Consider the following 20,718-nt stretch of genomic DNA (forward strand, 5'->3'; position numbering starts at 1 on the left):
ATGGAGAATATAAATATTTTAATTATTGAAGATGATGTAGAAGTTTCTTCTGAACTTAAAAGTACTCTGGAAAAGAATGGATATACAATTTCTGGAATTGCCGAAAATTACCAAAAAGCACTTACGCTATTTTACAAACTCCCTGTAGATTTAGTTATAATTGATATCTTTTTAGGAGAAAATCCTGAAGGAATAACCTTTGCAGAAACTATTTCTACCGTACCAAACTCCTTAAAACCTTTTATATTTTTAACAGGATCAAAAGATCGACAAATTTTTGAACGTGCTAAACTAACTAAACCTTATCGTTTTTTATTAAAGCCTTTTAATGAGCTAGAAGTTTTATATGCTATTGAAATGGCTATTGAAAAGTTTTACGGGCAAACAAATGTATTTGCAAGCACAAACCAAAACGCAGTAGTTACTAAAGACTATTTATTTATAAAAAAAAGAAGTGCTTTAAAAAAGGTGCTTTTATCTTCTATAATATATATTGAAGTAGACAATAGATATTGCTCTATTATTACAGAACTTGAAAAATTTGTGATTCAAATTTCACTAGCTAAAATACTAAAGTATATAAATACAGCAGTGTTTCAACAAATACATCGTAAATACATCGTAAACATAAACTCTATAGAGCAAATAGTTACTGCTGACAATTTATTACTTCTTAAAAACAATCATAAGGTTACGTTTAGTTCTAAGTATAAAGACTTAATTTACAACTTCTCTATTTTGAAATAGTTTTGTTACACTTTTTCTTTTTTTAGTATAAGAGGCATTTTTACATGCCTCTTTTTTTATGGTTCACAACACTGAAAAATCTATTCACAACATCTCTTCAAAATCACTCCTACTTAAAAAGTAATTTTAATTAATAAATTAAATATAAATTATTTATAATGAAAAAATCAGTCATATTAACCAAACAAAAAGAAAACACATTTAAAAACTGGGTAAAAGAAGGTGTAACCGGGGCTATTCGAGACAAAACAGTAGGCGCAATGACAGGGCTAGTATTTGACTCTACACTTGGAGCTTTAGGTAAAGCTATTTTTGGTTCATTAATAACCAACCCCAAACCAGGCTATATGATAGAGCTTCAAAATATTGAAACAAAGTTAGATCAAATGGATGATAAATTGAACACTCTTATTAGTTTTTCGGAAGAAATAGTATTAGGTATTGATAAGATTTACAGAAAAATTGTTGCTGATAGAATATATGACGATTTATTTAGAGCTACTTCTATAACCTATGAAATAAATAGTTTGTTTGTAAGATTTAATAAATATGGTACTTTCAATAGAGAATATAATGTTAACAATTTGTGGAAGTACGCAGTAAACCCATGTAAATTTGATGATGGATATGACTGGAATTGTGAAACAAAAACAAAAGACCTCATTTCTTTACTTGGTGGCGATGCTTCTGAAAATAAAATAGAATTATTGTGTCATAATTTCCAAAAAAACCTAGATACTGCTATTTTTTTAGATCTTAACAAAAATTTTCAAGAGGCTCTTGGAGAATTAGTGTATGATGATAAGGGAAAATTGAGTTATGTGAAACTAAATCATAATGTTTCCGATATTACCGTGCCCTGGAATGCTGTAAACAAAGCGATTAATAAACTAACTGTAACCTATTATAATGCATTATCGCAACTATATTATATGCAAGCATTACAATTAGCTTTTTATTATGCTCAGAATGAACGTTTTTCATATGGTTTAAAATTTATTGACCCTTTATGGGTTGAAGGAACTAACCCTTCTAAGGATGGGCTTCTGGGCTTTGAAAAAGCATTTAATAAAATGACTGCTTATTTTACTACTGGTGACGATGGTTTTGGCCATGAAATGGAACATATATTTGGAAGTAAATTAGGTAATTCTGTTATTAAAAATCAAATCCCCTCTTTAAAAGATTTTGTGCAAGCTGCGATTAATAACAGGCACATGTTCTCTGATGATTTATTATCCACTTGTGCTATTAAATCTGTTTACATGCCTACTCTGGGAGGAAATAAGACGCAGTATTTCAATGGGCGCTTAGAAATGGTTGCTTTGTTTGAAGACACCAATAACGAAACTCAACAAATAGGAGTAGGTCATGATATACCTTATGCTTCACTTTCCGATACGTATAACACAAGAATAGGTCATACTTGTATTGATGGTTTTAAATTTATTAAAGATGATGAAAACTCTAGACTAGAGGCCTTAAAATATACTCACAATTTAAATGACTGGGTTCCTTCTGAAGGTATACAATCAGATGCAATTCCTGTTATAATGGGAACAGCTGGAAGTATTTCAAAGCCTTGGGAATATTTTCAAGGATACACTGTGAAAATGAATAAAGAGTTAACTATAAATGATAAATACCAGTGTACTAATAGTTTTGACCCAGAGAATAAATATAGCCGAAATACATTAGGCAAAATGAAAGGAAATACTATACATTATGCTAAAAACACATCAAAAAATTCATCTCGCAAAGAACGTACTACTCAATTTTTTAACCAACCTTATCTTGTATTAATAAAAAAAACTGGAAGTTTATTCTTTTTAATGAATGAATTTCCAGCTATTAAATTTAATGGTACTGTCCCTAAAGCCTACTATGCTCAGTTTATAAGACCTATCCCATTTGAATATGTAGAAAAAGAAAAAATTGAAAAATATCATCTTAATTTATCTAATCCTTTTTCTATAAAAAATGGGGATCTATTAAAGGAAAAGTCAACTTTCAATAAAGAAAACATTAATATCTTTAAATCTTTAGATACAGGTGTAATTATTTCTACTAATTTGGAGCTAACTACTACTAATAATTGGTATTTAGGAGGAGGTTTTATTCTAACATATTACCCAGATTACAAAAAATCAGATGTTTTTAGCTCTATTGAAATTAACCCTGTTATACCTAAAAACTATATTTTCTCTTCGGGGAAATACTATCAAAAATGGATTGATTCTGAATATATAATACCTAATAACACCATTTTTCTTGACGGAAAGCTTTCTTATTCTAGATCAAATAAAATTGACAAACCTATTCTTAAAAGTTCAAATAACCTTTATTCTTTAGTGTTTACAACAGAGGGAGAGCTTGAAATAAGAAAAAAGGGAACTCCTCAAAATGGCTTTACCTTATTTGATTCAAAAAAAACTGATGAATTAATATTTACTAATGGAAACATCTTCTTTGATAAAATTGGAATTGTCTCATCAAAATATGATGACCAAAAACTTAGGTGGATTAGTGATCCTTTTGCCACTTTAACACTTGAAAATGATGGCTCGTTAATAATGAAAGGTTCTTCAACTCCATTATTAGGTAGCCAAGGCGTTATTTGGTCTTCAAACTGGAAAAATGAAGGTTGGCCTGAAATAAACAACTAACAAGTTAAATTAAACCTCTTTCAATATACTTATTTCACAACATAAAATCACCATTTCACAACATCTCTTCAAAATCTATATTGCTTAAAATCTAATTTTATATCAGAAATTAAAACTAGCGCTATTTCTAATTTTCTATTTATTCAAATGTAGAGTTCTGAAACTACTATAAAAAACGAGGCGAAATCTGAAAAGCCTAATGAGTAAGAATAACCAATTAAATAATTGATCATGTCAAATTTTTTAAAAACAACTTTTAAATTTATTACAGAAAAAGAAAATACAACTTTTAATATAGAACATGTAAAAACTTATGGCGTTAATGGATGGGTTGAAATGAACAGTAATGAAAAAGTCCAAGGATTTCAAAATCAAGGGATAGAGTGTTTAAATATTATTAGTAAAACTATTAGTACAGATTCAACTGGAGTTTCAAGCACTAATGGAGTATTGAACTTACAAATAGACCCAAAAATTGTTAATGAAGTACCTTATACTTCAGATGGTGCTAGCTTACTTATATGCATAAACGGTAATAATCTTGAGATAGATATTCACAAAAGTGGAGGAATGAAATCCGTTAACTCCTCTGGTGATAAAAGTGTATCATTTGAATCTCATTTCGGTAATGTAGGAGGCACTAGCTTCATTATTTGTTCTTAAAACAATTAAAGTAACTCTACTTTAAATAAAGTGAAGTAGCTTAAAACTATTAATTCTTATTTAGAAAAAACTAAAATTATGTGTACAAGAATATTTAACAATTTCAATAAAGAAAACAATTATTTAACTACTGCAAGAAATATGGATTGGGCAACTCAAATGCCTACTACAATTTTTGCTTTCAAAGTAAATAATGAAGAAGAAATAATTAAAAGTGGAACGTCTCCTCAAAATGAAAATTCATTAATTTGGACTGCTAAATATAATAGTGTTGTTACTATGGTTGGTACTGAAGCTCCATTTGGTGCTTCTGACGGCATTAACTCAGCTGGGCTAGTAGCCAATCTTTTATACGATAGCAGTGCTAAATATGCTCGAAAAGACGGAAGTTCATGTAAAAACCTAGACGTTTTACGTTGGGTACAATTTGTTTTAGACACTTGTTGTTCTGTAAAAGAAGTAGTCGCAGCATTTAGTGAAAGTGCTCAAACACAAATTCAACTAATTGGCGGAATAGTTCCTGGTTCTGATAAACTTGCAGCTTTACACCTTGCTGTTTCAGATAAATTCGGTGACTCAGCAATTATAGAAGTTCACAAGGGCAAATATTTTATATATAACAACCCTGAATTTAGAGTAATGACCAACGAACCTTCGTATGCTAAACAAATTGAATTAAATCAATTTTGGGAGTGGCAATGGAGTAATGATAACAATTTCCCAAGTAATACACTACCTGGAGGCCTTTTCCTTCAGATAGATTTGCTAGGGCGTCTTATTATTTAAATCATTTATATGAATCTGTTAGCACTTCTGACTCTTTAACTCAATCTAAATCTATAGTAATGAATGCTTCAGTTCCTGTAAACTTTAAATCAGAACTTAAAGAGTTCCCAAATATTGCACAAACACTTTGGACCACTGTTGCTAGTCATGATGAATTAACGTATTATTTCTGTAATACTCGTACAATTGGAAATATTTGGATGGATCTTAATCAAATGGAATTATTTCCTTCATCTGTTTCACAACTTATCGTTGTTAACGAGAATGAAGATTTAACTTTTAAAAATAAATCGTTATACGGCTTTCAAAATGAAAACTTTGAAGAAGCATCCGATCCTTTTTCTATCAATTTGTAAAAAAACTACTTTTTTATCTTAAGAAATTACAGATAGCACTAAACGTATTTTATTAATTTATTGAAACAACTTTAATAATTAAATCAATAACTAAAACATTTAAAATTTCACATCATGAAAACTTTAGAGAAAACAAAAATTAAAACTATAGAAGTATTAAAAACAAACAATCAAAAAGCTAATTTAACGGCGTCATACAATCCTCATGCTCAAATAGAAGATTCTGTGTTTAAATTCAAACTTAATGGACTAAATGCAACAGACTGGGAATTAAAATATAGTGAAGTTGCTATTATTTTTGCTAGAAGAGAAGTTTCTGTTCAAGAGAAATCAAAATATTCTAACCTAGGATTATTTTCAATTGGAAAATATACAAATTGGTTATACAACCATAATTTATGGGACCAACCTGAAGACTTAGAGAATGCTATTTATAAATTATTAGAATTTAGCTTAACTGGTAAAGAATAATAAACTCGTAACAAGTGTTACACAACGTTGCAACTACCTGCTCTATATCAACACTTTATAGAACAGGTTTTTAATTTTTTTTTACTTCTATTAAATACTTCTATAACCTTCTCTTATACTAATTATTCTATCATTTAGATACCATTATATATCACTTAAAGAACCTTATTACATTCATATCATACTTTGTATTACTTTTAAATAAACCTCTTAAATCAAAAAATCATTATATAAAAATCAGAACATTTTCAATAATTAAATTAATTTACAAAACTAAAACTATGTCAAAACTAATTAGCTATTATAACAATGGATCAATTCCTTTAGAACATGCAGTGAACCTCCCTTACACTGATATTATTTTATCTTTTTTGTATACTACTGAGGACGAACCACTATCCTTGAAATTAGCAGGTGGTATTGCCGCTTCCACTTCTCCTCCAGAATTAACACAAACAACAAAAAATGCAATTGCAAGGCTAAAAGCAAATGGACAAAAAGTTCTTATTTCCTTTGGAGGTGGAGAAATGTCTTCTGTTGCTTATAGTAAGATAGCTGGTCATGAATATGAATTAGCAACATCAATTGCTAAGTTTGTAAGAAACAACAATCTTGATGGAATTGATATCGATTTTGAAGACACTGCTTCTTTTACGGGAAATGCTAATTATGAAGGTGTTGCCTTTTTAGTTAACTTAACTCAGGCATTACGATCAGAATTACCAAGTCCTGAATACTTAATTACGCATGCGCCACAACCTCCTTATTTAGAAATTGGAAGTGGTATGGACGGTTATGTAAAAATAATGCAACAAATAGGGAACTCTATTGATTGGTTAAATGTTCAATTTTACAATAATCCACCATGGAGCTCTAACCCAAACCAAATTATAACTTCATATTGGCAATTTTCAAAACTTCCTGGCTTAAGTCCCGAAAAAATAATAATTGGTTTACCTGTAACACCTAAAGATGCAGGATCTGGATATATACCTATAAATGAAATTATTTCAGAAATTATAGATCCAATTCAGCAAAATGCTATTCTTGGCGGTATGATGAATTGGCAATTCTCTAGTGATAAAAATGGAATTTGGGCAGAAAAAATAGGTCAAGCTCTAAAAATAGAAGTCCCTAGCGTTTAATTTTAACTTTTTAAATAATTTAGCAACTACCTCAACCTGTTCTATAATTTAAAATATAGAGCAGGATTTTTTATATATAATCATTAACTAATAACTCACTTATGGTTAGTTAGTAATACGCAAAAACCCTATACTAAATAACCAATTGCCTTTATAATTTTCAGGGAAATTAAGTATTGTAAACTAGACTTTTACACTTTAATTTTGGATATATAGATTGTAATATTACTCTCTTAAAAAATGATTAATAGCGCTACAAATCATTTTTAAAACTAAACCAAAAGTAGAGTTCAGAAACTACTATAACAAACGAGGTACTATCCCAAAACCTTATGAATGGGAACAAATTATTAAACTTAATCATCATGAGTACAGAAACACAAGAATTACCTAAAGTTGAAAGTATTAATAATCAATCTTTACTTGCTGAACAATATGTAAAAGTAGACCAGATATGGAAAACTGCTATTTCCAATATTCAGTTGACTGGGGCTAAAAGTTTAAAATGCCATGTTGAACGACCAGATTCTGGATCTTCTACTGGAGGTTATTTAATGCTATATTTAAATGAAATTACTCCTAATGTAGAACCAATAATTAGACAATTTCATAGTGGCAAAGGGGATTTTAATGCTGAAGTTGCTAGTGATGCTATAGATTTCACAAAAAATAATTATGTTTTAGCCTATGCTCCTCATTATAGTGATAATGTAAAAATAGTAGTGAGTTCAGCTAAAATTTTCTTTGGGTCACCTATAGATTTAAGATTATCTGCTTGTACTCACATTTCTCACGAAATAAAATCAGTCACTTCTTTTTATAAATTTGACTCAAACCCTCTTGGTTTTGGATATTATAATTCATGGATGATTATTCGTGAAGGATCAACTTTTGGAGAAGGAAGACAAGTGGGGATTGCTCAACTTGATCATAATGACCCTGCTCAAGGGATTAAAGTTGTGTCGACTATTGAATTTTTAAAACGCGGACAAACGTATAATGTATCAACAACAATATACTCAACTGTTAGACCAGTTGCTGGTTATACTTTCACCATAACCAAATAGCTTAATATTTAATATCAAAACTTAATGCTTCCTTTACAAAGAAATGTAAAGGAAGTTTTTTTTAACCTAAAAAAATAAACTCTTTTAAACATTACTTCTTTTCTTATTAGAGAAAGCCGTATTTTTATCGCTTATTTTTTAGCATAAAATGAAAAGAGATCTTTCTACTATAAATCCAAAGGAAAATATCATTATAAAAGGAGCTAAACTCCATAATTTAAAAGATATAGATGTTGTAATTCCTAGAAACAAACTAGTTGTAATCACTGGACTTTCTGGCTCTGGAAAATCATCTTTAGCTTTTGATACTTTGTATGCTGAGGGTCAAAGGCGCTATGTAGAAAGCTTGTCATCTTATGCACGTCAATTTTTAGGTAAACTTCACAAACCTAAAGTCGATTATATTAAAGGAATTTCTCCTGCTATAGCTATTGAACAAAAAGTAAACTCTACTAACCCAAGATCAACCGTTGGAACCTCAACAGAGATTTATGATTACATTAAACTACTATACGCTCGTATAGGTAAAACGTACTCTCCAATTTCTGGTAAAGAGGTAAAAAAACATACGGTTACTGATGTTTTAAATTTTATAAAAAACTTTGAAGAACGTAGTAAATTACTTTTACTAGCTCCAATAACCTTAACAAAAGATCGTAAAGTAGAAACTGTTTTTCAAGTATTAACACAACAAGGATATGCACGTTTGAAATACAATGATAAAGTGTATCGAATTGATGATTTCCCTGTTAAAACCTTTAAAGGAAATCAGTTTTTTTTAGTTATTGATAGGATAGTTGTAAAACATGAAGAAGATTTTTACAACCGTTTAGCTGACGCTATTCAAACTGCTTTTTTTGAAGGAAAAGGCATGTGTTTTATTGATGATATATCTACTAATACAACAACAACTTTTAGTAATAAATTTGAATTAGATGGACTAACATTTTTAGAACCAAATACACATTTTTTTAGTTTTAATAACCCATATGGTGCGTGTCCAACCTGTGAAGGGTACGGTAATGTAATAGGAATTGATGAAGAACTAGTTATTCCCAATACTGGTTTGTCGATATATGAAGATGCCATTTTTGCCTTTAAAACAGATAGTTATAAAAAATATAAAGAAGCTTTAATATTAAACGCAGCAGACTTTAATATACCTATTCATAAGCCTTGGTTTGAACTTACTGATGAACAAAAAGAATTAGTTTGGAATGGTACATCAAAATTTAAAGGGATACATCACTTATTTAAAACCCTAGAAGAAAAGAGTTACAAAATTCAAAATAGGGTTATGTTATCTCGTTATAGAGGGAAAACAACTTGTACTGAATGTAATGGAAAACGATTACGTAAAGAAGTTAATTACGTTAAAGTATACACTAAAACTATTTCTGAATTAGTTAGTCTCCCCTTAGATGAACTTGCTGTTTTTTTTAACACTATTAAGCTTAATAAGTACGAAGAAAAAATTGGGAAGCGTTTACTTACTGAAATAAAAAACAGACTTCAGTTTTTACAGGATGTTGGGTTGAACTATTTAACATTAAACAGAACATCAAACACACTTTCTGGAGGAGAAAGTCAAAGAATTAATCTGGCAACTTCTTTAGGGAGTAGTTTAGTTGGCTCTATGTATATTTTAGATGAACCCAGTATTGGTTTACACCCCAAAGACACTGAACGACTTATAAAAGTGCTAAAAAATTTACGCGATTTAGGAAACACTGTTATAGTTGTTGAGCACGATGAAGACATCATGAAAGAAGCAGATTACATTATTGATATTGGTCCTGAAGCTGGATCCTATGGAGGTAAAGTGGTTGCAGAAGGCACCTACAAAGAACTTTTAAATTCTGACTCATTAACTGCACAGTATTTATCGGAAAAACTAACTATTGAAATACCTAAAAAACGAAGAGCATCTAAAAACACTATCGATATCATTGGGGCTAGAGAAAATAACCTGAAAAATGTTAATGTCTCTTTCCCTTTAAATAACCTTACCGTAATTACTGGAGTATCAGGAAGTGGTAAAAGTACTTTGGTCAAAAAAATACTATACCCTGCAATGCAAAAAAAATTAATAGGGTATGGTGATAAACTCGGACAACATACTGAAGTTAAAGGTAGTTTTGAAACACTAAAACATATTGAGTTTATTGATCAAAATCCTATAGGTCGGTCGTCTCGATCAAACCCTGTTACCTACATAAAAGCATATGATGATATTCGCAAACTATTATCTTCTCAAAAACTATCTATGATTAGAAACTATCAGCCTAAACATTTTTCTTTTAATGTAGAAGGAGGTCGTTGTGAAGTTTGTAAAGGAGAGGGAGAAGTTACTATTGAAATGCAATTCATGGCTGATGTTCACCTCCAATGTGATGCCTGCAATGGTAAACGATTTAAAAAAGAGGTTTTAGAAGTTACTTTTGAAGGTAAAAGTATTGATGATATTTTAAACCTAACAATTGACGACGCTGTTTCTTTTTTTACAGAATTTAACCAACCTAAAATAGCACGAAAGTTAAAACCTCTACAAGATGTCGGTTTAGGATATGTGCAACTAGGCCAATCGTCTTCAACACTTTCTGGCGGTGAAGCTCAACGGATAAAACTGGCTTCATTTTTAGTAAAAGGAACCACAAAAGATAAAGCTTTATTTATTTTTGATGAGCCTACAACCGGGTTACATTTTCATGATATTAAAAAGCTACTAAACTCATTTAACGCACTTATTGAAAGAGGTCATTCTATTATAGTTATTGAACACAATATTGAATTAATAAAGTGTGCAGATCACATAATTGACCTTGGTTTAGAAGGTGGTAAAAATGGAGGAACGTTAATTTTTTCAGGTACCCCAGAAGGATTAGTTAAAAACAAAAACTCATACACTTCAAAATACCTTAAAGAAAAGATAATTTAACAATTAAAAGTGGAGTTAATTTTACTCCACTTTTTTTATTTTCTTAAACTTTAATTTTATAAAGTTAACAAATAAAAGTACCTCCGCATCCATCACTTGTTACCGTAAAAGTAACTACTCCTGTAAATCGGACCTGCATCAATTTGAACAGTGTATACTTCGCAAGGATTTAACACCCAATTGGTATTTCCATTATGAGTAACTATACTTGAATCTACCAACACCCCAGAAGAATTAAAAATTTGATATGATTTTGTAACTCCTGTTGCCATTGCTCCAGTTCCTAAATAATAAAACTTGACCCTAAACCCATATCCGCATGGAGTTACGGAATGTACACCTATTGTAGGGAATTTAAATTTCTTTTTAATTGTAGTTCTGTTACCAGAAGACGTTACATTTTTTTCTATTGAGTTTGGTGAACTTATTTCATCCTCTTGAGAACAAGAAACGAAAAATACAATTACTAAAAAAGCACACAAAATGTAGCTTAAAAAGTTACCCTTTTTAATTTTTAAATTTTTCAACATAATTAATAGTTATTATAGGTTACTATTTTATTAGTATGTAAAAACTGAAAAAATTACCCATTTATAAAAATAAAAAAACCCGCTCAACTTTCTCAAGGCTAAACGGGTTTTACGTAACAAAAACTAACAAAATTCAATAAGATACTTATTGAAGATTTTAAATCCCTATACTGGGATGAATACTTTTTCTTTTTACATAAACTTTTCAATTATCTTTTAATGTTATACTCATATAACTTGTATACATCAAATAATAAACATTATTTAATAATTTTAATGTATTTGAGTATTTCTTTTTTTATCAGTTTAAAATAATCTATAGTTTTAATTTGTTTGCGTACAAATATAATTATTTATATTAAGTCTAAATAAAATTAAGTGAAGTTTTTTATAAAAAATACCTCAGTATTAAACTGAGGTATTTAAAAAATGACAGAATTCAAACTTCTTATTGAAAACTTTTTACTTCTGCAAAATTTCTCTATAGTTATAAAGAAATCACCACAGAGTTATTTTTATTTTAATCTTTTGAATTCAAACCTTGGCTTTCCTCTTTTTTGATCAATACCAACTAAAGATAAAAACTTAACTTTATAGAATATATCATTAGTAACTTTAACTATATAAAATACGTCTTCTTTTACTACCTTTTTGAAAACATTTCTCCAGCTACTTCCAATTACAGTTTGATCTTCTTTTAACAAACTTCTATCTACTTTTGCTAAATTAAAAGCGCTATAATCTGCTGCGGAACCTTCAACTTTATATGCAGTTACACCTCCTTTTCTATTACCAAACACATAATCTGAGAATCCATAAGCTCCGTTTTTTCCTAAAACACTTGTAAAAACACTAAAACAAATGTCCCAATCTTTCTTTACTGGTTCAACATTTACCTCTTTTTCTCCAGTTAAAGAGAAAAATGTAAAATTATAATCTGGTTGTTTTTTAATAACAACTTCTTTAAATGTTGTATCATCTAAATTTGCATACTGTAACTTGTAATTAGTTCCATCTCTTAAAATCCTAATCTTTCTCCAACCTCTAGCTTCACCAGATACATCCACACTCCCAACTGCAGGTTCTTTTGTTTCCAATCCAACACCTAAATTTACTAAATAAACAACGTTCTTAGTATTATCTGCATAAACTTCAGCAATCGCAGTTTTTGTAATATCTCCATCTGGATTATCAACATAATCTGCACTTGACTCCTTAAAACTACCTACTTTTACTTCAGCTTTTAATGATTCTATGCTAGTTTCAGTAACACTTTTCATATCGGTAGTAGCTAACGCTTTAGCTGCCATATATAATGACCCATTTAAGGCTACTCTAAAATTACTTCCAGAATAAAACCCTAAATCCCAAACATCTCTTTTAACCACAGTTTCTTTATTTGAACTAAAATCAACATAAACTTGGTTTGGCTGGTTAGGCACCTCCTACACTTGGTTCAAATGCTCCTCCATCAAAAATTGGAGGCTCAATTACTTCAGCATCGTCACTACATGATGTGAAAATGATTAAAAATGCTACTAAAAAAATATAGACTTTCTTCATGATTTATGTACTTAATTAAATATTTAAATTATATGCTAACTTTAAAAAATAGGTATCTCCCGTAACTTAAAGAAACGCTATTTATATTAGGAGCATGCGCACCTCCTGACAAGGTATTTGTGTTGTTATTAGTTACATCTAACAAATTCCTAACACCCCCTGTTATTTGTATTTTTTTGTTTAATAAATCTTTTCTTACAGCAACATCTAACCATGAATAAGGATCAATTCTTTGAACCCTATAAGCTCCTACTATTTGTATGAAACGATTAGTAGCTCCTAAATACTTAGAATATCCTGTTATTGTAGTATTCCAATTAGGAATTTTATATGATAAATTCGCATTTATTTGCCAATTGTTTTGAGTATTCGATAACTCTTGAGCTGCCGCACCTAATGATTTTTTTACTCTAAAGAAACTAAATCCTAAATTTAACTGTAAATTATTATATATAAATTGATTCTCTAAAGCTCCTCCTATCGACTTAAATTCATCTATGTTATTATACTTAAACTCTAAAGGAGTTTCATTTTGCACAATCAATTCTATTCTATCATCTACTTTTATATATGAAAAAGTAAACTTATTTTTCATCACTATTTCATCGGTTAAATTAGAATGCTTTTTTACATGAAAAAACGTAGATAACCCTTTTTCTGGATTAAGCCCCTCATTTCCTTGTATATTGTGATTTGTATCCACAACGTACGTATATAATTCATCATATTTTGGAGTTCTTGTACCAAAACCTAAAATTGCTCTTGCTTCCCAATTATTTTTAAACAAATGTCTTGCACTTACCGAATAGTAAAATTGTGTGTCAAATAAATTTGTAAATGATGCTCTAATTCCTGGTTTTATCGAAAAACTATCATTAACATTAACTTCTGAAGATGTAAAAACATCGTAATTAGTTAAAGTATTACTTCCTTCTCTTCTTCCACGAGTTCGGGAAGAAAATCCTTTTTCATTAACAAACTCATATCCAATTTGTAATTTTACCCTATTAGTGTTAATTACATCTGCTAAAGTTCCTCTTGAAAACCACACTTCTTTAGATAAAAAAGTATTTTTTCTAACATTAGATTTAGCATTTTGATAAATAAAATAAGTAAATGATTCTTGATCTTTGGTTTGTTTTTGGTGCGAAAAGGAAACATTAAATGGTAATTGCCATAATTTCCCCCTTAAATTTAAATGCTGTAAATAACGTATATTCCTAAAAATATTATCAGAAGCAGATGGGTTGTTAATTAATGTGGTAGTATTTGTATTTAACTGAACAACTTTATTATAATCGTCTATAGATTCATGTAAATAATCGAATTTATAAAAAAGTGATAGCTTTTCTCCTTTTCTATTAAATAATAACTTTGCGTTATTTTGCTGTTTAGGAAACCATACATGCCCTCTTAATTCATCACTTTTATCATGATGTTTTCCTTTTAAAGAATCTAAATATCCTCTAAAATCATTACGATTGTAACTAAGATTAATATAGTTCTTGTTAGATATCTTGTATCCTAAGCTTAAAGACTGTATATGTCTTCCTTTCTCAAATAACTCATACTCCTCTCCAACAGTTTCTTCCTGCACATAGGCTTTTACATTTATCTTACTCTTACTACTTTTTTTAGTAATAATGTTAATTACACCCGATAAAGCGTTCGCTCCGTATTGAACCCCCATTGCTCCCTCTACTAACTCAACACGTTCAATATCATCTATATTAATTAATGTTAAATCTGTATTATTACCAAACCCCTCTTCATTAACAATCGGAATATTATCTACTAAAACTTTAAAATACTTAGCATCTAAACCTAATACATTTATACCTGATTTCCCAGTAGAAGAGTTTTGAAAAACAGATACGTTTAATGTTTGATTTAATAAATCAGCTAAGTTATTTCCTGCTCTATTTTCAATATCTTTTCTAGTAATTACTTTTACTTCAAATACCGATTTTTTAACCGATTGAGGCCTTAACTGTCCTGTAACTACAACCTCATCTAGATTGTTCTCTTTAATAGAATCTTTCTTTACTTCTATTCTCTCTTGAGAGAACACCGAGATACTAATCAATCCTAACCCTAATCCTAAAAATCTATTTAGAAACATTCTTAATAATTTTTTGCAAATATATATTCTTATTTTGAATCAATCTAAATAAATTTTATATTTTTGCTTAAAAGTTTAAAACTTAAATTCAAACAGAATGAAAAACATATCACTAACATTATTTATTACTTTATTGACCATTGCCAATATTAATGCTCAAAGCAAAAAGAAAAAAGATAGAGAAGCCATTAAGAACATGTGTGGTTGTTTTGAAGTAACTTTCAATTTTGCAGAAACTTTTAACTACAGTAAAGACTCACTATATAAGCCTTCCAAAACAAAAACCGACAAAGCTTTAGAGTGGGCACAATTAATTGTTGATGACAAAAATGAAATTTCTATTCAACATTTACTTCAAGTTGGTAACCCTCAAAATCCATATATCGTAAAGCACTGGAGACAAGATTGGGTATACCAAAACAGAGATTTTTATATGTTTAACGGAGATAATAATTGGATTTACCAAAACAAACCAAAATCAGAAGTTAAAAAACAATGGACACAGAAAGTGTATCAAGTAGATGATAGCCCTCGCTATGAAGGTTCTGGTTCTTGGGTACATATAGATGGAAAAAGTTATTGGGAAAGCACAACAGATGCTCCATTACCAAGAAGAGAATATACCAAAAGAAGTGATTATAACGTAACTGAAAGAGGTAACAGACATGAAATAACAAGCTATGGATGGCTCCATGATCAAGATAACAAAAAAATAATTAGAAAAGAAGGGTCTAAAGATGTCGTATTGGCTTCTGAAAAAGGATACAATACGTATGTTAAAGTTCCAGACAGTAGATGTAAAGGGGCTCAAGACTGGTGGAAAAAAAATACTGGTAAATGGAAATTAGTTAGGAACAAATGGAATGAGGTATATGGTAGAAAAAGTAATTTATCATTAGAAAGCAAAGTAAAAAATAAGCCACTTTATAAACACTTGTTCTCTGACAAAATAACTCAAGAGAAAGAAATAAATGAAGCTATTGAATCTTTTGTAAAGAAGTAGTGTATACAATATATAAAACCTACTAAAAGTAAAAAGTGAGATTTATAATCTCAATAGTATTGTAAGTGTGTTTTATATAATATTTAACCAAAAAAACTAAAACACTAAAAAGGTATTGTGGGTAATTAGGGCATATTATTTAGGCGAACAACCTCATAATTTTAGTTCTAGAAAATATAGCTATATAGTTTCTCATGGTTAAAAACCTTTTGATTTAAAAACATGTGTAATACTAAATTTTAAAGCTTCATATAAATTTAACAAAAGTTTAAGTTTCGATGTATTTGGTAACGATATCTTTGACACCACAGGTTTCAACACCAGTAAAAATCTGTGATTTAAACAAAATACAACCTGCTAGCTTTAAAACGACGTTACACCGTAAATTACAATTAAAAAATGTTTAAAACTAAATTAATACTCGCTTTTATTATACTTAGTAGTACTATAAAAGCTCAAACTAAAAATGATTTTTTTAATAGAAAGTTTTGGAAAACAAATCCATCTATTGAAATTGTTGAACAAAAAATAACTGAAGGTAATAACCCAGCTCAACTAAATTCGTACGGATTTGATGCTGTAGTATATGCAATTCTTGAAAATGTCTCTAACGATGTTATTAAACACCTTCTCACTAAAAAAGGAAATGATGTAAATAAGTTGACTCATGATAAAAGAACGTATGTATTTTGGGCTGCCTATAAAAATAATTTAGAGTTAATGAAGCATTTAATTGCTAAAAATGCTCGAATGGATTTAAAAGATTCTCATAATTTTTCTGTATTAACATTTGCTGCAGCTACCGGTAATACCAATAAAAAGATATACGAACTGTGCATTTCGAATGGTATTAACATAAATGATACAGATGAACACGGTGCTAATGCTCTTTTATTAGCCTCTGGTAGTTTAAAAGATTTTACTTTAATTGATTATTTTACTTCAAAAGGTATAGACCTTAACAGTAAAGACCACGACGGTAATGGTATTTTTAATTATGTAGCCAAAAGTGGTAATAAACCTCTTCTAGAAAAATTAATAGAGAAAAATATCTCTAAAGAAAAATTAAACAAAAAGGGGGAAAACGCACTCTTCTTAGCTACAAGAGGTTCAAGAAAAGGGTACAATACCCTAGAATATCTTAAATACTTAGAAAGTCTTGGTTTAAAAGTTGATATAACTAACAAAGATGGAAATAACGCTTTACATAATTTAGCTTACGGAAATAAAGACCTGAAAGTTTTCAAATATTTCTTAGATAAAGGAGTAAATCCAAATCAAGTAAATGAAGAGGGAAATTCTGTATTAATGCATGCTGCGTATAGAAACTCTTCTGAAATTGTTACTCTTTTTGTTAACAAACCTCAAAACATAAATCATAAAAATAACGATGGTAATTCTGCCCTTACTGCAGCTGTTACTGGAAACTCTACTGAAGTTACAAAAATACTATTAGATAAAGGTGCTGACATTAACATACTAGATAACAAAGGAAACTCTTTGGCTTATTATTTAATAAAAAGCTACAGTAAGCAATATCTAGAAGATTTCAAAAACAAAAAAAGTCTTTTGTTAAAATCTGGTTTAAAATTAAATAAATTGCAAGCTGATAATAATACTTTATTTCATTTAGCTGTTGATAAGAATAGTATTGATTTATTAAAAGAAATTAGTACTCTAAATATAGATATAAACTCAAAAAATAAAGACGGTTTAACTGTTTTACACAAAGCTGTAATGCAAGCTAAAGACATCAAAATTATTAAATATTTATTGAGCGTTGGAGCAGATAAATCTATAGTTACTAATTTTGAAGAATCTGTTTTTGATTTAGCCAAAGAAAATGAGCTATTAAAAAATCAAAATATTGACGTTACATTTTTAAAATAAACTACATTAGATAAACATGATAATTAAAAGTTTAAATAAGAGAATTCTTATAGCATTAGCAACTATTTTTTGTTTGTATAGTTTTACTGTTATCAATGATAGCAGCACTTACAAATGTATGATTCAATTGAAAAACTACTCTGGCGAAGGAGCATATGTTGTTGTTTCATTGATAAAAGACGGTAATTATGTAGAAACTTTATACGTTCAAGGAGATGATGATGAGTGGTACTCTGACATTACTGAGTGGTGGAAATTCCAGGGAAAAGTTCGAAATGATATAGATGCTATTACTGGAGCAACAGTTAGTGGAGGTAATAGAACTATAAGTTTGTTAAAAATTGATAATGATAAAATAAACAACGGATATAAACTAAGATTTGAATCAGCCGTAGAAGATCAAGAATACTATAAAAATGATGTTGAAATTGATCTTACTTCTGAGAACATTAAAAACAAAATTGAAGGAAAAGGATTTATTCGTTACGTAAGATTAATACCTCAATAAAAGTTAACAAAATGACCATTTCTATATGGAGATATAGCCACTTAACATTGGCTATATCTTCTTTCTTTTTTATACTAATTGCTTCTCTAACTGGTATTATTTTAGCTTTTGAACCTATTTCAAAAAAACTTGAGCCCTATACCATTGAAAACTTAAATACCATATCAATTTCAGAAACAATTATATCTTTAAATAAAGAATTTAATGAAATCGTCTCTATTGAAGTTGATGAAAATGATTTTGTAAAAGCTTTAGTGGTTACTAAAGATGGTAATAATAAAACATTTTATATTGACCCTACTTCTGGAAAAAAACTTGGAGTACCTAGCAAGAAAAAATATATTTACAAGTTTGCAACTAGCTTACATCGCTCTTTGTTTTTAAAATCAACTGGTAGATTTATAATTGGTTTTGTATCTCTTTTACTTTGTTTAATTGCAATTTCAGGACTTATATTAATTATAAAAAGACAAGGTGGTATTTTAAAATTATTTTCTAAAGTAATCAAAGAAAATTTTGAGCAATATTATCATATTATCATTGGTCGGTTTACATTAATTCCTATTATAATTATTACTTTTACAGGAATATTCTTATCCTTAGAGAAATTTTCTCTTTTACCTTCTCAAAAAATTAGTCATTCAATTAACTTTGAAAATCAAAAAAAATCAAAAAAAAATTCTCCTGAAAATTTTACGCTATTTAAAAACACAAAACTAAGTACTATAAAAAGCATCGAGTTTCCTTTTTCAGAAGATGAAGAAGACTATTTTCTTTTAAAATTACATCATAAAGAATTAGTTATTCATCAATACTCAGGAAATATATTAAGTGCTAGTAACAATTCTTTAACTCACTTTTTTCTAAAATGGAGCTTAGCATTACATACTGGGAAAGGATCTTATATTTGGGCTATTATTTTGCTACTTTCTTGTTTAGGAATTCTCTTTTTCATGTATTCAGGTTTTTTAATGACCTTTACTAGAAGAAAAAATAGCATACACCCTAAAAATAAAATAAAAAAAGATTCTGCTGAATATGTTATCCTTGTTGGTTCAGAAACTGGTAGCACGTATTCATTTGCCAACTCGTTATACAAAGCCCTATTAAAAAGTGAGAAAACAGTATTTATTTCAAGTTTAAACAAGTATAGTGCTTACAAAAATTGCAACTACTTAATAATTTTAACAGCTACTTATGGAGAAGGAGAAGCTCCTATCAATGCGAAAACATTTTTAACAAAAATTCAAAACACTACTTTAAAACGTCCAATAAAATATGCTGTTGTAGGCTTTGGTTCTATGGCATATCCTAAATTTTGTGAATACGCTATTGAAGTAAATCAAGCTCTTGATCAGCACTCTAGCTACTCACCTATTCTTCCTATTTATAAAATTAATAATCAATCTTTTGATGCTTTTAAAAATTGGACTATTGAACTAGGTAAAAAACTACAACTTGACTTTCAAATAAAACAACAAGTATTTAAAACCAAAAAACAACATAAATTTTCTGTTACTGAAAATACAAGTATTAATAATGACAACACTTTTTTAGTTCATTTACACCCATCAAAAAAAATAAAATATACTTCTGGTGACTTACTATCTATTCGCCCAAAAGAAGATAACATTGAACGATTATACTCTATAGGAAAAGTAAATAAGAAAATACTATTAAGCATTAAAAAACATGAATATGGTATTTGTTCAAACTATTTAAACACATTAAATAAAAACGACATATTAACAGCCTCCATAAAACAAAATCCTTCTTTTCATTTTCCTAAAAAAGCTAAAGAAATTGTTTTAATAGCAAATGGTACTGGTATTGCTCCTTTTATAGGAATGCTTAATGAAAACCACAAGCAAATAAAAACAACACTGTTTTGGGGAGGTAGAACTATAAACTCCTACAAAATATACTCAAAATTCGTTGAAGAAGCCATAAACAAAAAACAACTTCATAACGTACATATTGCCTATTCTCAAGAGAACAGTACCAAACAATATGTTCAAGATATTGTATCAATTAATGAAGAGGTAATTATTTCAACTCTAAAAAACAAAGGATCTATTTTAATTTGTGGTTCGGTTGCTATGATGAATGCTACTTTTAAAATTATTGGAAAAATAACAGAAACCAAGCTTCAAACACCTTTTGATTTCTTTAAAAAAACTAATCAAATTAAAACTGATTGCTACTAAATAATTTTCATCCTGTTTTCTAAAACACTCTTTACTTATCAAAAAAATAAAGAGTG

General features: G+C 29.1%; 16 protein-coding genes and 1 pseudogene. 13 read left to right on the forward strand and 4 right to left on the reverse strand.

The window, feature by feature from the left end; all coding sequences use genetic code 11:
- The 9 genes and pseudogenes from ACMFBB_RS05010 to uvrA all read left to right on the forward strand — a co-directional run bounded on the left by ACMFBB_RS05010 (position 1) and on the right by uvrA (position 10,839).
- Positions 1 to 747, forward strand: a complete 747-nt coding sequence (locus ACMFBB_RS05010) for a LytR/AlgR family response regulator transcription factor (RefSeq protein WP_435263366.1) — start codon at positions 1 to 3, stop codon at positions 745 to 747.
- 158 nt (positions 748 to 905) lie between these two features.
- Positions 906 to 3,413, forward strand: a complete 2,508-nt coding sequence (locus ACMFBB_RS05015; protein ID WP_435263367.1) for a hypothetical protein — start codon at positions 906 to 908, stop codon at positions 3,411 to 3,413.
- A gap of 231 nt (positions 3,414 to 3,644) precedes the next feature.
- Positions 3,645 to 4,076 carry a hypothetical protein gene (locus tag ACMFBB_RS05020; RefSeq protein WP_435263368.1) on the forward strand — a complete coding sequence of 144 codons (432 nt, stop codon included), beginning with the start codon at positions 3,645 to 3,647 and terminating at the stop codon, positions 4,074 to 4,076.
- 78 nt (positions 4,077 to 4,154) lie between these two features.
- Positions 4,155 to 4,862, forward strand: coding sequence for a linear amide C-N hydrolase (locus ACMFBB_RS05025; RefSeq protein WP_435263369.1), 708 nt, complete (start codon positions 4,155 to 4,157; stop codon positions 4,860 to 4,862).
- A gap of 23 nt (positions 4,863 to 4,885) precedes the next feature.
- Positions 4,886 to 5,218 (forward strand): annotated as a pseudogene (locus ACMFBB_RS05030) (hypothetical protein); the annotation flags it as partial.
- A gap of 114 nt (positions 5,219 to 5,332) precedes the next feature.
- Positions 5,333 to 5,689 (forward strand): hypothetical protein, encoded by a 357-nt coding sequence (locus ACMFBB_RS05035; RefSeq protein WP_435263370.1) that lies wholly within the window; start codon positions 5,333 to 5,335, stop codon positions 5,687 to 5,689.
- 281 nt (positions 5,690 to 5,970) lie between these two features.
- Positions 5,971 to 6,834, forward strand: a complete 864-nt coding sequence (locus tag ACMFBB_RS05040) for a glycosyl hydrolase family 18 protein (RefSeq protein ID WP_435263371.1) — start codon at positions 5,971 to 5,973, stop codon at positions 6,832 to 6,834.
- A gap of 365 nt (positions 6,835 to 7,199) precedes the next feature.
- Positions 7,200 to 7,901: a hypothetical protein gene (locus ACMFBB_RS05045; RefSeq protein WP_435263372.1), complete on the forward strand. Its 702-nt coding sequence runs from the start codon at positions 7,200 to 7,202 to the stop codon at positions 7,899 to 7,901.
- Between the two features lie 148 nt (positions 7,902 to 8,049).
- The gene (gene uvrA, locus ACMFBB_RS05050; protein ID WP_435263373.1) at positions 8,050 to 10,839 is read left to right on the forward strand and encodes an excinuclease ABC subunit UvrA; all 2,790 of its coding nucleotides are present in this window, start codon (positions 8,050 to 8,052) and stop codon (positions 10,837 to 10,839) included.
- A 92-nt stretch (positions 10,840 to 10,931) separates the two neighbouring features.
- Here uvrA and ACMFBB_RS05055 read toward each other — a convergent pair whose 3' ends face one another.
- The 4 genes from ACMFBB_RS05055 to ACMFBB_RS05070 all read right to left on the reverse strand — a co-directional run bounded on the left by ACMFBB_RS05055 (position 10,932) and on the right by ACMFBB_RS05070 (position 15,054).
- On the reverse strand, positions 10,932 to 11,369 hold the full coding sequence (locus tag ACMFBB_RS05055; RefSeq protein ID WP_435263374.1) for a hypothetical protein: 438 nt from the start codon (positions 11,367 to 11,369) through the stop codon (positions 10,932 to 10,934).
- 515 nt (positions 11,370 to 11,884) lie between these two features.
- Entirely contained in the window at positions 11,885 to 12,811 is a 927-nt protein-coding gene (locus ACMFBB_RS05060; protein WP_435263375.1) for an HmuY family protein, read from the reverse strand.
- Positions 12,804 to 12,932, reverse strand: a complete 129-nt coding sequence (locus ACMFBB_RS05065; protein ID WP_435263376.1) for a hypothetical protein — start codon at positions 12,930 to 12,932, stop codon at positions 12,804 to 12,806. The genes ACMFBB_RS05060 and ACMFBB_RS05065 overlap by 8 nt, the downstream gene beginning before the upstream one ends.
- Positions 12,933 to 12,960: 28 nt before the next feature.
- Complete coding sequence (locus tag ACMFBB_RS05070) at positions 12,961 to 15,054, reverse strand: TonB-dependent receptor plug domain-containing protein (protein ID WP_435263377.1); 2,094 nt, start codon at positions 15,052 to 15,054, stop codon at positions 12,961 to 12,963.
- 97 nt (positions 15,055 to 15,151) lie between these two features.
- Here ACMFBB_RS05070 and ACMFBB_RS05075 point away from each other — a divergent pair, with 97 nt between their 5' ends.
- From ACMFBB_RS05075 to ACMFBB_RS05090, 4 genes are all read left to right on the forward strand, one after another.
- Entirely contained in the window at positions 15,152 to 16,057 is a 906-nt protein-coding gene (locus ACMFBB_RS05075; RefSeq protein ID WP_435263378.1) for a DUF6607 family protein, read from the forward strand.
- Between the two features lie 399 nt (positions 16,058 to 16,456).
- A complete protein-coding gene (locus tag ACMFBB_RS05080; protein ID WP_435263379.1) occupies positions 16,457 to 17,947 on the forward strand; it encodes an ankyrin repeat domain-containing protein in 1,491 nt (496 codons plus the stop codon).
- A 16-nt stretch (positions 17,948 to 17,963) separates the two neighbouring features.
- Positions 17,964 to 18,455, forward strand: coding sequence for a DUF2271 domain-containing protein (locus ACMFBB_RS05085; protein ID WP_435263380.1), 492 nt, complete (start codon positions 17,964 to 17,966; stop codon positions 18,453 to 18,455).
- An 11-nt stretch (positions 18,456 to 18,466) separates the two neighbouring features.
- On the forward strand, positions 18,467 to 20,662 hold the full coding sequence (locus tag ACMFBB_RS05090; protein WP_435263381.1) for a PepSY domain-containing protein: 2,196 nt from the start codon (positions 18,467 to 18,469) through the stop codon (positions 20,660 to 20,662).
- Positions 20,663 to 20,718 lie beyond the last annotated feature (56 nt).

The sequence above is a fragment of the Tenacibaculum sp. nBUS_03 genome (assembly GCF_051201695.1).
Lineage (GTDB): Bacteria > Bacteroidota > Bacteroidia > Flavobacteriales > Flavobacteriaceae > Polaribacter.